This is a genomic window from Enterobacter cloacae complex sp. 394F7 (assembly GCF_057320385.1).
Map to the genome: position 1 here is coordinate 216723 of NZ_JBXWCS010000001.1, position 12935 is coordinate 229657.

Annotated in this window: 14 protein-coding genes; 7 read left to right on the forward strand and 7 right to left on the reverse strand. The window is 57.0% G+C overall.

Annotation, left to right across the window (positions count from 1 at the left end; genetic code table 11):
• Positions 1-73 precede the first annotated feature (73 nt).
• Positions 74-1195 (forward strand): ribosomal protein uL16 3-hydroxylase, encoded by a 1122-nt coding sequence (locus AC2FAK_RS01095; protein WP_013095420.1) that lies wholly within the window; start codon positions 74-76, stop codon positions 1193-1195.
• Between the two features lie 313 nt (positions 1196-1508).
• Here the strand turns inward: AC2FAK_RS01095 and AC2FAK_RS01100 are convergent, their stop codons facing one another.
• Positions 1509-2927 carry an aminotransferase-like domain-containing protein gene (locus AC2FAK_RS01100; RefSeq protein ID WP_029882201.1) on the reverse strand — a complete coding sequence of 473 codons (1419 nt, stop codon included), beginning with the start codon at positions 2925-2927 and terminating at the stop codon, positions 1509-1511.
• A 176-nt stretch (positions 2928-3103) separates the two neighbouring features.
• Between AC2FAK_RS01100 and AC2FAK_RS01105 the strand changes: the two genes are divergently transcribed.
• Positions 3104-3265, forward strand: a complete 162-nt coding sequence (locus AC2FAK_RS01105) for a DUF1127 domain-containing protein (RefSeq protein WP_020687816.1) — start codon at positions 3104-3106, stop codon at positions 3263-3265.
• 86 nt (positions 3266-3351) lie between these two features.
• On the opposite strand, the gene pdxR is transcribed toward AC2FAK_RS01105, so the two are convergent.
• Positions 3352-4740, reverse strand: a complete 1389-nt coding sequence (gene pdxR / locus AC2FAK_RS01110; protein ID WP_047023206.1) for a MocR-like pyridoxine biosynthesis transcription factor PdxR — start codon at positions 4738-4740, stop codon at positions 3352-3354.
• Between the two features lie 102 nt (positions 4741-4842).
• Here pdxR and AC2FAK_RS01115 point away from each other — a divergent pair, with 102 nt between their 5' ends.
• Entirely contained in the window at positions 4843-5322 is a 480-nt protein-coding gene (locus tag AC2FAK_RS01115) for a carboxymuconolactone decarboxylase family protein (protein ID WP_013095424.1), read from the forward strand.
• Here AC2FAK_RS01115 and AC2FAK_RS01120 read toward each other — a convergent pair.
• Positions 5309-6211: a LysR family transcriptional regulator gene (locus AC2FAK_RS01120; RefSeq protein ID WP_023620661.1), complete on the reverse strand. Its 903-nt coding sequence runs from the start codon at positions 6209-6211 to the stop codon at positions 5309-5311. The two genes, AC2FAK_RS01115 and AC2FAK_RS01120, sit on opposite strands and share 14 nt — an antisense overlap.
• A gap of 100 nt (positions 6212-6311) precedes the next feature.
• On the opposite strand from AC2FAK_RS01120, the gene AC2FAK_RS01125 reads away from it, so the two are divergent.
• Positions 6312-7727 carry an aldehyde dehydrogenase family protein gene (locus AC2FAK_RS01125; protein WP_095455093.1) on the forward strand — a complete coding sequence of 472 codons (1416 nt, stop codon included), beginning with the start codon at positions 6312-6314 and terminating at the stop codon, positions 7725-7727.
• A gap of 49 nt (positions 7728-7776) precedes the next feature.
• Here the strand turns inward: AC2FAK_RS01125 and AC2FAK_RS01130 are convergent, their stop codons facing one another.
• Positions 7777-8289, reverse strand: coding sequence for a GNAT family N-acetyltransferase (locus tag AC2FAK_RS01130; protein WP_201745556.1), 513 nt, complete (start codon positions 8287-8289; stop codon positions 7777-7779).
• Positions 8290-8301: 12 nt separating this feature from the next.
• Positions 8302-8571, reverse strand: coding sequence for a type II toxin-antitoxin system TacA family antitoxin (locus AC2FAK_RS01135; RefSeq protein WP_013095428.1), 270 nt, complete (start codon positions 8569-8571; stop codon positions 8302-8304).
• Positions 8572-8785: 214 nt separating this feature from the next.
• Between AC2FAK_RS01135 and AC2FAK_RS01140 the strand changes: the two genes are divergently transcribed.
• The 3 genes from AC2FAK_RS01140 to AC2FAK_RS01150 are packed head-to-tail and all read left to right on the forward strand — an operon-like array spanning position 8786 to position 10167.
• Positions 8786-9109 carry an antibiotic biosynthesis monooxygenase family protein gene (locus AC2FAK_RS01140; protein ID WP_023620659.1) on the forward strand — a complete coding sequence of 108 codons (324 nt, stop codon included), beginning with the start codon at positions 8786-8788 and terminating at the stop codon, positions 9107-9109.
• Entirely contained in the window at positions 9102-9500 is a 399-nt protein-coding gene (locus AC2FAK_RS01145) for an amino acid-binding protein (RefSeq protein ID WP_095455092.1), read from the forward strand. The genes AC2FAK_RS01140 and AC2FAK_RS01145 overlap by 8 nt, the downstream gene beginning before the upstream one ends.
• A complete protein-coding gene (locus AC2FAK_RS01150; RefSeq protein WP_095455091.1) occupies positions 9472-10167 on the forward strand; it encodes an ArsR/SmtB family transcription factor in 696 nt (231 codons plus the stop codon). The genes AC2FAK_RS01145 and AC2FAK_RS01150 overlap by 29 nt, the downstream gene beginning before the upstream one ends.
• A gap of 40 nt (positions 10168-10207) precedes the next feature.
• Here AC2FAK_RS01150 and AC2FAK_RS01155 read toward each other — a convergent pair whose 3' ends face one another.
• Complete coding sequence (locus tag AC2FAK_RS01155) at positions 10208-10891, reverse strand: DUF2931 family protein (RefSeq protein WP_094916149.1); 684 nt, start codon at positions 10889-10891, stop codon at positions 10208-10210.
• A complete protein-coding gene (tssD, locus tag AC2FAK_RS01160; RefSeq protein WP_095455090.1) occupies positions 10888-12873 on the reverse strand; it encodes a type VI secretion system tube protein TssD in 1986 nt (661 codons plus the stop codon). Before tssD ends, AC2FAK_RS01155 begins: the two co-directional genes overlap by 4 nt.
• Positions 12874-12935 lie beyond the last annotated feature (62 nt).

Genomic DNA, 12935 nt, shown 5'->3' on the forward strand with positions numbered 1-12935 from the left:
TGACCCATGACAAGTTCCCCCTCTGCCTTCTTGCCTATAATCGCGCCTGTTTCCCCTCTCACTGGTGCTATCCATGGCGTATCAACTGAACCTGAACTGGCCGGAATTTCTTGAGAAATACTGGCAAAAAAAACCCGTTGTGCTGAAAAATGCCTTCCCGAATTTTGTCGACCCGATTACCCCGGACGAGCTGGCAGGCCTGGCGATGGAGCCGGAGGTCGATAGCCGTCTGGTGAGCCATTTCAACGGCAAATGGCAGGCCAGCAATGGTCCGTTTGAGCACTTTGACGGCCTGGGCGAAACCGGCTGGTCGCTGCTGGCGCAGGCGGTGAACCACTGGCACATGCCGGCGGCGGAGCTGGTGCGCCCGTTCCGCGTGCTGCCGGACTGGCGTCTGGATGATCTCATGATCTCCTTCTCCGTGCCGGGCGGCGGCGTGGGCCCGCATATCGATCAGTACGATGTGTTTATCATTCAGGGGATGGGCAGCCGTCGCTGGCGCGTGGGTGACAAGCTGCCGATGCGTCAGTTCTGCCCACATCCGGCGCTGCTGCATGTGGATCCGTTTGAACCGATCATCGACGAAGATCTGGCGCCCGGCGATATTCTCTACATTCCACCAGGATTCCCGCACGACGGCTTCACCCATGAAACCGCGCTGAACTACTCAGTGGGTTTCCGGGGGCCAAACGGCCGCGATCTGATCAGCAGCTTTGCCGATTACGCGCTGGAAAACGATCTGGGCGGGGAGCATTACAGCGATCCGGATCTGACCTGCCGCGAACACCCTGGGCGCATTGAGCAGTACGAGCTCGATCGCATTCGCCAGATGATGATCGACATGATCGGTAAGCCGGATGATTTCACAAAATGGTTCGGCAGCTTTGTCTCCACGCCACGTCACGAGCTGGATATCGCCGCCGCCGAGCCGCCGTATGCGCCCGAGGAGGTGCTGGACGCGTTGCAGGGCGGAGAGAGATTGTCTCGCCTGAGCGGCCTGCGCGTGCTGAATATCAACGGCAGTTTCTTCATCAACAGCGAACAGCTCGAGACAGTCGACGCGAAGGCGGCGGACGCGCTGTGCCGCTACACTGAGCTGGGCCAGGCCGAGCTGGGCGATGCGCTGAACAACCCGGCGTTTGTCGAGGAGCTCACCGGGCTGATTAACCAGGGGTACTGGTATTTCGACGAGTAGTGCGGCCTGTTGCCCGGTGGCGCTGCGCTTACCGGGCCTACAACGGCGGTTTTCTCCCTCTCCCTGTGGGCTGAGGAATCCCCAGAAAATTAGATATGGATAAATGGTTGTTTATTGTTCAAAAATGGAGCTAAAAACAACCGATAACTCGACAGAAGATGCACATTTATGAGCGTTTTCTGTCTGTCTACGAGCTGAGTGAATCTAACTGCTCGCAAAATATTCATTCTAATCCTCTGAAACCACTAATAAAAAATTAGTGGGGATTCCTCAGCCCTGTGGGAGAGGGCCGGGGTGAGGGCATCAGGCCGCACTAGCCCTCCTCCATCGCAATCACAATCGCTTCACCCATCTTCTTCAATGCCTCGCGATGCTTATCCGTCGGCGGTAATGCCACGTTAATCCGCAGGCAGTTGCGGTACTTTCCGGAGGCGGAAAACAGCGACCCGGCCGCGGCCTGGATCTTCAGGCGGCACAGCTGCTTGCTGACGCACACCATGTCGACCTTCTCCGGTAGCTCCACCCACAGCAAAAAACTGCCCTGCGGGCGCGTCACGCATATGTCTGCCGGAAAATATTGCCGTACCCAGCAGGTATAGGTTTCCATATTCTGCTGATAAATCTGGCGCATACGCCGCACGTGGCGATGATAATGGCCGTCGCGGATAAACGCCGCCACCGCCATCTGCGTGCCCGGCACGTTAAACCCGCCCGCGGCGTATTTCATGTGCATCACCCGGTCGTAGTAGCGTCCCGGCACAATCCAGCCGACGCGTAACCCTGGTGCCACGGTTTTGGTAAACGAACTGCAGAGGATCACGCGGCCATCAATATCCATGGAGTGAATGGTCCGCGGGCGCGGGTATTCCGCCGCCAGCTCGCCGTAGATATCATCCTCGACGATCACGATATCGTGCCGCTGGGCCAGGGCCAGCACCTGCTTCTTACGCGACTCCGGCATGATAAACCCAAGCGGATTATTGCAGTTGGGCACCAGGATGACCGCTTTGATGGGCCACTGCTCCAGCGCCAGCTCTAAAGCCTCAATGCTGATCCCGGTTTGCGAATCGGTCGGAATTTCTATCGCCTTGATGTCAAACCCGCGCAGCATCTGCATGGTGCCGTGGAACGACGGCGACTCCACCGCCACAATGTCTCCTGGTTTACAGACCGACAGCAGGGCGATGGAGAGCGCGCCGTGGCAGCCGTTGGTGATCACAATCTCGTTCGCCGCCACGGTCGAGCCCCCGTCGAGCATCAGCCGGGCGATCTGCTCGCGCAGCTCAAGGCGCCCGTCGAGTACGTCATAGCTCAGCATTTCGGCGGGGTTGTGCTGTGCGATGCGGCTCATCTCACGCCACAGGGGCTTCAGGCTCGGCTGGTTAACGTCTGGCGAACCGCCGCCAAAGGAGATCATCTCTTTGTCGGCGCGGGCATCCAGCAGCATCATCACCTCATCCCACTGGGTGACGTCCACCGGGCGCTGCACCGGGCGCGTCATGGCCGGCACCGGCGGCTGGGCCTTGCGCTTAGACACAAAATAGCCGGAACGCGGCTGGGGAGTGATGAGCTGCAGGTTTTCGAGGATCTGATAGGCCTGCTGTATGGTGCTGATGCTCACGCCGTGCTCCTGGCTCAGCGCGCGTACCGACGGCAGACGTTCACCGCTGCGATACAGCCCTTGTTCAATGCGTTCTGCCAGTAGATTGGCCAGATGTTGGTAGCGCGTCATGCTGTATCCTTTGTTGTCACCATACAGATTACAAAACCAGTACAGATTGCCGCAAAAAACGGCATGCAGATACCGTTTTAGCGGATCTGTATGTTAAACAAAAGTTGTTTTTGAGTCTGTATTGCTAAAGCCGTTTTCCACGATCATAGCCCCACTGACACGGTGAGGAGAGCATCATGGAATTCTACGAAAATCGTTCAAAACGTCCGTTTATCGCGTTTGTGTGGGTAGCGAAAACGCTGCGTAACTGGTATCGCGTCAACCGTACCCGCCGCATTCTGAGCCAGATGAGCGACGAGCAGCTCAAGGACGTTGGATTGTCGCGGTATGATGTGTGAGACACGTCGCCGCCGGGTGGCGGCTGCGCCTTACCCGGCCTACTCGATCCCGTAGGCCCGGTAAGCGTAGCGCCACCGGGCGATGTTTAGCTCAACAGCGTAAGTGTCTGCCGCTTCGGTCTTTCCAGCAAATCCACCGCCTCCTGATATGACCGCACGTTGTTATAGCCCATCACCAGCCCGTAACGTTTGCCCGACCCGCGATACCACTCTGAAAGGGCATTCACCTGCAGCTGCTGCGCTTGCCAGCAGCACGCCACCTCCCGATCGTTGCTGCCTTTCGCCAGAAACGCCACGATATGCATTCCGCCGTCGTTTTGCTCGGTGAAAAACAGATCGCCATATACCTCACGCAGGGCGGCAATCATCCACTCCCGGCGGGTCTGGTACAGCGCGCGCATCTTCTTAAGATGACGGAAAAAATGGCCCTCGTTGAGAAAGGTGGTGAGGATTTTTTGCGTCAATACCGGCTGGCCGCTGGCGACGATGTCCGCGCAGTCGGTAAATGCCTCAACCGTGCTGGCGGGCATCACGATGTAGCCCATGCGTAAGGAGGGCATAATGGTTTTACTGAAAGTGCCCATAAAGATCACCCGATCATGGCGATCGAGGCTTTTCAGCGACGGCAGCACCTTGCGGGTATAGTGAAATTCTCCGTCGTAATCATCTTCAATAATCCACGCCCCGTTCTGGCTCGCCCAGTCGAGAAGCTGCTGTTTACGCGGCAGAGAGAGCGTTACCGCCAGGGGGCTCTGGTGAGAGGGCGTCACGATAGCAAAACGGGCGTCGCGATGATGGTGCAACAGGTACTCCGTGTCGATGCCGCAGCGATCGACCGGCACGGTGTGCAGACGTGGCACAATCCGCTTAAGCAGCTGCTGGCCCATAAAATAGCCCGGATCTTCAAACACCACTTTGTCGCTGCGGCTGGCGAGCGTATCGAGGATCAGGCGCAGGCTGCCGCTGTAGCCGCTGGTGATCAGCACCTGTTCGGCGGTACACGAGAGCCCGCGGGAGATATTCAGATAGCGGGCGATGGCCTGGCGCAGGGGATACCAGCCCAGCACCGGCGGGTTGAGCATCTCTTCCGGGCGCATGGAGCGCGTCGCCTGGCCTGCCAGCAGTAACCATTTTTTATAGGGGAAGCTGTCGAGGGAGGGAATGCCGGGGCGCAGAAAACCCGCTCGTTCACGCTGGCTGATAAGCGATGCCGGGAGCGTACCGGTGGTGTGATCCGCTGGAGCTGGCGTCGCGGGCAGCAAGAGATCGGGATTGACCCGCGTGCCGCGCGCGCCCTGGCTCACCAGGTACCCTTCGCCGATTAAAATGGCATACGCCGTTTCGACGGTTTTGCGCGCTACCTTGAGCTCTTCGGCCAGTACGCGAATGGCGGGCACCTTATCGCCAGGCTTCAGCACGCCGCGCGTAATGTTGTCGCGATAGCGGGTGTAAATGTCGTGATAGCCCGGCTTCATGTCCTACCTCATTTTATGTTTTTTGTATCTTTTTACTATGTCATGACCCGCGTAGATTGTCCTCATCGCATGACACATACCGTGTAAATAAGAGGAAAGACAATGAGCACTCGCGTAAACCACCATAAAGTTACTCCAGCCCTTGCCAACGCGCTGTCCGCCCTGAGCATGGAAGTGGCGAAAACCTCTATCGACCCGGCGCTGAAGCACCTGATCGACATTCGCGTTTCCCAGCTGAACGGCTGTACCTTCTGTCTGGATATGCACTCCAAAGAGGCCAAAATTGCCGGGGAGCGCGAACTGCGCCTTTACCACCTGGCGGCCTGGCGCGAATCTCCGCTGTTCAGCGCTCGCGAGAAAGCGGCGCTGGCCTTCGCCGAAGCGTTGACCCAGATTGGCGTTCACGGGGTGAGCGACGCGCTGTACCGCAGCGTGGCGGAACACTTTTCTGACGTGGAGATTTCAGAGCTGAACTTCGCCATCGTGGCGATCAACGCCTGGAACCGTTTAGGCATTACCTCGCGCATGGCACCCGGCTCGCTGGACGCAGCTTACGGACTGAACAAGGCTAACCTGGAATAATCCCGCGCTCGCGGATCATCGCCACCAGCGCCCGCAACCCCGGCGGGACGTGGCGATGGCCCGGATAGTAAAGACGCAGCCCGGCAAACGGCTGCGTCCAGTCGTTTAACACGCTCACCAGTTCCCCGCTTTTCAGCTCGTCACGGATATAGAGTTCCGGTAAAAAGCCAATCCCCAGCCCTGCTTTGACCGCGCGGATCGAGGCAAAAAGATCGGATGTCGCAAAACGCGGCGGCACGGCCAGCGCATACTGGACTCCCCGACGGGCCAGCTCCCAGCGGTAGATCCCACCGTGGGCCATGCGCATCCCGATCCCCTGATGCAACAGCAGATCCTCCGGCGTTTGCGGTATACCGTGGCGGGCAAAATAGTCCGGTGTGGCGGTCACGAGCTGGCGGATCTCTCCGGTCAGCGGTACGGCGATCATATCCTGCGGCACCGCCTCTTCAAGGCGGATCCCGGCGTCGTAGCCTTCGGCGACGATATCGATCATTCGCGCCTCGCTCACCGTTTCCACGCGCATTTTCGGGTAGCGGATCATAAAGTCGATCAGCAGCTGGTCCAGAAACAGGGAGCCAATATTGTTCGGCACGTTCAGGCGCAGGGTGCCTGCGGGTTCGCCGGTGTCGCTGTGGATCTCTTCCCCGGCCTGACGAATTTCCTGCAGCGCCGGACCGATGCGCGCCACATAACGCTGCCCGGCGTCGGTGAGCGCCACGCTGCGGGTAGTGCGGTTAAAAAGACGCGTCTCGAGGCGGCTCTCCAGCCCGGCGATGGCGTTACTCACCGCCGTGGCAGACATACCCAGCTCCTGGGCGGCACCGCGAAAGCTGCCGCGTCGTACCACCGCCATCACCACTTCCAGCTCTGTCAAACCTGAACGATGCATAGATTATCCTGAAAATCGAAACAACCCTTGCAGCATAGCGTGGATTATCGCAACGGAGTAGTCGTGCCAGACTGTGTCCACACAGCCTGAGGAGGTTTATATGCACCACATCGAACAGATTTTTATCAACGGCGAATTTGTTACCCCGCATGGCACCGAGCGTTTTGATTTATACAACCCAGCGACGGCACAGGTCATAGGGCAGGTGCGTCTGGCAGATGAGGTCGACGCTGAACGCGCCATTGCGGCCGCCAAAGCGGCATTTCCGGCGTGGTCGCAAACCACAACACAGGAACGGATTGCTGCGTTAACACGTATGCATGCCGCTGTTGCCGCCCGTCATGATCAGCTGCTGGAGGCGATAATCGAAGAGTACGGCGCACCGGCTGCGCGCTCGGCGTGGATGGCCAGTTATCCGGCCGATGTCATTGCCCAGGCGATTGAGGCCCTGGAGGCGTTTGAATTTTCATTTTCAGCGGGGGCGGCATCGGTGCAGATGACGCCGCTAGGCGTAGCGGGCCTGATCACGCCGTGGAACAGCGATGCGGGGTTTATCTGCGGCAAACTGGCGGCGGCGCTCGCGGCGGGCTGCACGGCGGTGATCAAACCCAGCGAAATGAGCGCTCTGCAAACGCAGATCATCACCGAGGCGCTGCGTGATGCCGCATTGCCAGCGGGCGTGTTTAATATCATCACCGGGCGCGGCGAGACGGTGGGGGAGACCATTAGCCGCCACCCGGACGTGGCAAAAATCTCGTTTACGGGGTCGACGAATACCGGCAAAGCGATCCTGCGTAACGCGGCGGAGGGTTTTAAGCGCGTCACGCTGGAGTTAGGCGGTAAATCGCCGACGATTTTGCTGGATGATGTCGATCTTGCACGGGCGATCCCGCTGGTGATTCAGGCCGGGTTTATGAACAGCGGTCAGGCGTGCGTGGCCGGCACGCGTATTCTGGTGCCGCAGTCGCGCAAGGCCGAGATGGAAACCGTCCTCGCGCAGGCGGTGGCGGCGGTGAAATCCGGCGACCCGCGCGAAAGCGCGACAGAGATTGGCCCAATGGTCAGCGAAAAGCAGTGGCTGCGGGTACAGGGGTATATTCGCAAAGGACTCGACGAAGGCGCGCGACTGCTGGCGGGCGGCGAAGGGCGACCGGACGGGACGCGGGACGGCTGGTTTGTGCGCCCGACGCTGTTTACTGATGTGAACAACCAGATGACTATCGCGCGTGAGGAAATTTTTGGCCCGGTGCTGTGCATTATTCCTTATCAGGACGAGGCGGAGGCTGTCGCGATTGCCAACGATACCGAGTACGGCCTGAGCGCGATGGTGCTGGGGCGTGACACCGGGCGTGCGCGTCGCGTGGCGCAGCAGATTGTTTCCGGGCGCGTGCTGGTGAACACCCTCGCGCATGAGCCAAAAGCCCCGTTTGGCGGGTTTAAACACTCCGGCGTGGGACGCGAGATGGGCGAATGGGGAATTGGGGCGTTTATGGAGCCGAAGTCGATTGTGGGTTAAACCCATTACGTGTTACTCACGCCCGGTTCGCGGGGCGTGAGTAACAGACTTAATCTGCAAACAGTCTTTCAATGGTTTTAGTCGGCAGGAAGAGAGTATTTTCATTCTCTGCCTGAAGGGCGATAAACCCCAGTTTAAGGTAAAAGTTTTTGGCGCTGTCGTTCAGCGCTTCTACGAATATCCCGTGGATACCCACGGCAAAAGACGCCAGGTAGACCGTTTTCAGAGCATGGGTGACCAGCAACTCCCCCAATCCTTGCCCCTGGAAGCGTTTATCTATCGCCAGGCGGCCTAGCGTGACGCTGGGAACATTTTTGTAAGGCACTCGCTTCTGCTGGGTTTTAGAAGGAAGGTACGCCTTTTCAAAGCAGCTCCCGGACAGCGTGTAATAACCCAACACCCGCGGCTTTTCCCCGGATGCGACAAGAACGTAACCCCGCAAAAATTTCCCACGATGCTGGCGTTTCAGGTGCGCCGTCAGAAAGGTGTTTAGGCTCTCTTCTCCGCAATCGAAATGGCTTAGATCATACTCAACGTCATCTGAAAAAATCCCTATTTTCATGTTATTCACGTATCACTCCAGATCCTGGAGACGCCTGGCTGCTCGCTTCAGTCGTTCATTTGGCGTTGGCGGGTTACTGATCGCATCCATCACCTGGTTCCATGATGCCTCGTTGAGGATCAGGCGGCGGTGCTGTTCAATCACTTCTGCTGCGCGTTCGGAGGCCGTACTGACCATGAATTGTGAAATTGACTGGTTCGTCATTGCCGCTGCTTCTTCGATCAGGCTTTTGTCGTCTTCGGTTAAGCGTAGATCGATGCGCTGTTTCTTTAGTGCTGACATGATTCGCTCTTCATCGTGACCTGGGGTTCATGCCCCGGTTGCATAGTAATATTATGTACGGAAATTTACCGTACATAAATCATATGTCTGTCATCATCGGATTTCAACGGGAAATTGAGCGCAGCGCCATCCGGCACAACACTTCGCTCCATACCGAAGCATCCTTGTCATCTGTCCTGCATTCTCTCCACACCATCACAACGGAGAGACCTTCATGATCGCAGTCATTTTCGAAGCCAAAGCCGCGCCGGCGCATCAGGCGCGCTACCTGCAGCTCGCGGCCGAACTTAAACCCCTGCTGGCGGATATTGACGGTTTTATCGATATCGAACGTTTCCAGAGCCTGACCACCGACGGCAAAATTCTCTCGCTCTCCTGGTGGCGGGACGAAGAGGCTATCCGCAACTGGAAGCAGAACGTTTTTCATCAGGCCGCGCAGGCCGAGGGGCGGGAGTCGATTTTTACGTACTACCGCATTCGGGTGGCACAGCTGGTGCGGGAATACAGCGCCGAAAACGGAGGGCACGCGGATGTATGATGTTCATGTGATTTTTAACGATACGCCGGGTGAACTGGCACGCTTTGGTCAGCTGTTGGGCAGTAAGGGGATTGGGCTGGAAGGCGGTGGTGTATTCGGCGTTGAGGCACATTTTCTGGTGGAAGACGGTGAAAAAGCCCGCCATGTTCTGCTTGAGGCCGGATTTAACCTGAAAGCGGTTCGTCGGCCCATCATCAGAAAACTGCGGCAGGAACGCCCCGGCGAACTAGGGGAGATAGCTGCCGCACTGGCGGCTCGCGGGGTGTCTATTCTTACCCAGTACAGCGACCACGCGAATCACCTTATTCTGCTGACGGGTAATGATAAGCTGGCCGCAGCAATCACCGAACCCTGGGCAACCTATGTTAAAGACGAGCTTACCGCCAGATAACAGCGCAGCGCTGGAGCAGGCCATTGCCGCAGTAGCAGCCGCAATGGCCGATCCGTCGCGCGTGAAAATGCTTTGTGCGCTGATGGACGGGCGGGCGTGGACGGCCACCGAGCTGAGTGCGGCGGCGGATGTGGCACCGTCTACCGCCAGCGGGCACCTTGCGCGGCTGCTGGACGGAAAGCTCATTACCTGCCTGTCGCAGGGGCGCCATCGCTATTATCGCCTGGCAGGGCATGACGTAGCGGAGCTGGTGGAGCAGATTATGGGGCTGTCGTGGCACCGCATTTCTCCGCCGGAAACCAGCGCGCCAAAAGCCCTGCGTGAAGCCCGCACCTGCTACGACCATCTGGCGGGCGCGGTGGCGGTGCAGATCTACGATTTCATGCAGGCCGAAAGTTGGCTGGAGCCAGACGGTTCGGCACTGACCCTGTATGGCCGGGAGCAGTTTCTGAAACTCGGTATCCCGTTAAGCACCCATCCCCGGCGAAAGGCCTGTTGCGCCTGTCTGGACTGGAGCGAGCGGCGGTTTCATCTGGGCGGTGAAGCCGGTGCGGCGCTGCTCATGCATCTGGAAAGCAAGGGCTGGATCCAGCGGGTAGCGGGGTATCGGGAAGTGGTGGTGACGGCTTCAGGAAGGGCTGCCGTTAAGCGACTTTTTAGCCGCTAAAAACGCCCGGTGGCGCTGCGCTTACCGGGCTGGTGAGTGGTTAATCCCAGTTGCCATAGGGATAGGTTTTGCCTTTAATGAAATCCTGCGTTGACGGGATGATGTTAAACGTACCGCCGGGAACGATGTAGTCTTTGCAGAGCGTCAGGTCCTTGCCGGAGAGGGTCCACATTTTCAAGGGCTTGACGGGCAGGCTGGGGCGTCCGGCGACATCCGGAAGCCAGACCTTAACGTTGCCACCGGGGGACAGGCCGAAAGTCATATTGTCGTACCAGACGGGTGCACCAGAGCGGTATGTATGATTGGCAGGGGTTTTCATGCGCAGCCAGGTATCCGGTCCGAACACGGCGCTGGTTTCGTAGGTTTGTTGGTCAATATAGGATTCCCAGCAGAAGACAATATACTGAGGGGGCTTTTTGACTTTGTTGAAGTTCGCGTAAAAACCGTGCGCATTTTCAGGCCATTTATCAACAGTGGCAGGATCCCATGAAGTTGGATCGAGGGTATTGAACGTATACAGATAACCATCCGTGTCGATGACTCTGGCGTGATTTACCATAGATGGTAATTTTCTTGGCGTGATGAAGGTAAAAGTCCACTCATCATAAGGCAGCGTCCAGTCTCCGCTGGCGGCCTGTTTTGACTGTAACGGGTGGGATTTCTGCGGACTACAGCCCGTGAGTGCCAGCAGAAGTGCAAATGTCAATGCGTTATGTTTTTTCATCGCTTCTTTCCATCCATGTTGTAAATCGTTCTGAGCCAGTTCTCGTCCGGTCTGTTGACAAAGCCGACGGTTTCCGACGCTGAGGCACCCCCCTGCAATTCACTGGACTGTTTAAGCTCAACGGCGTTCCAGTGGGCTGAGCAGTGGATATATTTCCGGGCAATTATGTCCACCTCGTCAGGTGTAAAGCCGGTTACGCTTCTGTACTGACGGGCCGCTTTTCCCATCTCCCGTGCGCGGTCAGACAACGGCTTTAGCTCATCAGGTAAGGCGTGTGTTTTGATGCTGTCTACGTCAGCAAAGAACGCTCCTGCCTCTACTGCCGCATCGACCATGACCCGCAGCGCCACATTTGACCAGTCAAAAAAGACCGTCCGGTGACGCAGCGTCAGGGCGGCAAACGCGCGCTTCTGCGGCTGGCTGTAGCGGTCAGGCGGGGCGAAATCATCTTCCCAGACATCAGGGGTAATAGCATGGGTACGAATAACGGGCATGATCGCCGGTGAATGCTCCAGCGCACGTAGATGTGCTATCGTCCGTTGGTAAACGCGTGACTGCGTGCCGGGCTGGTTGTGAGGCAGGGTTTCCACCCGCGGGCGGGTGAGAAAGAGGTCTTCCCGCAGCTGGGGCAGATAGCCGCCGCCGATATCAGAATGAGCACCGGGAAGTATGAGTTCCGGCCAGGCGGGAGCAACGCTGTTGAGGGCAAAGTTATAGCGGCATTCATGTTGGGCGGTGATGTGGAACACCTTCTGCGCCACACCGGGACGCAGGTGGATGTTGACGCTACCGGTATCCGCACTGTGTGGATTAAGCCCGTTCGCCAGCGTACCGACGGCCGCTACGGTGTCCATGATGCCGAGAAAACGGGTTTTGCCTGCAGGTGCGCCGCGATAATTATATTCTTTCATCCCGGTCGAGATTGCGTTCATTATGGCGCGATCTTTCGCCAGGACACGGTTGGCGAAATGACGGGCCGCCGCAGCGCCGCGGCTGAAGCCGAAGATATCAAACAGCAGTTTGTCGACGACAAACGTCCCTTTCAGTAAACCAAGCGCTGCAGGTATGGCTCTCGCCAGCTGCGCTATCGCATCGTCAGTCTTGGCAATAATCCCCGTTTCGGCAGTACCCAGTCCAAGGCCTATCGGGTTATCAGGTTCGCCTGCCCGGGTACCAATGCCCTCAACATAAACACCACCTTGAATATAATTACCGTCTGGCGGAAAGTTACGTTCATACAATTCATTCAACCAGTGAATATTCGTGTAATACCCCAGATAGCTTCCCGCCCCAACTCCACTAATCCCCATCTTTTCCGATGCATTTCTGGCGAGAATGGTTGCCGCATCCGGGCTGTTGATATCAAAGTGCTGCGCCGTGAGTGCCTCAAGCATGTTCCGGGTATTGACCGCGTTATTACCGGTGCCATCAAAGAATATCCCCAGCACCAGCGTCACCCTGCGCTCAGGCAGTTCGTCGGGGAGGTGAGTCTTCTGCACCACCGGAAAAAGGCGCTTGTAATTTTCAGGCGTCAGCAGATAATCAAATTCGGTACCGGCGATAAGATGTCGACTCAGAATATAATCATAATCCACCGAAATATATTCATAATCCATATCATTCATCTTTGAGTGCAGCTGAATGGACCGTATTGATGCACCACGTAATTCGATAAGATAATACTTCTCCACTTGACCGTATCGATTAGTGCGGTAAATATCAAAGGTAAGTTTAAGATGTTCATTATTATTAATGGCGTTACTGATTAACGGAGAGCTTTTATCCAGGAGCTTACAGAATTGCAGTCCGCGATGATGAAGCCTGCCACCGGTACCGCTCGCTTCCTGCATCAGGCTGAAAACAAAGATTTCATCTTCATGCCCCAGCTGATAGCGGTTGCCGACTGAAGCTTGAGAACCACAGCCAGCAGAAATCTGCCCCTGAATATCACCTTCAAGCGTTAAATAAATTAGATGGCTCATTCCTTTGTTCCGGTTTTTATTTTGACGAATAAGCGTAACGATAAAGTGAGAGAATAAAACTG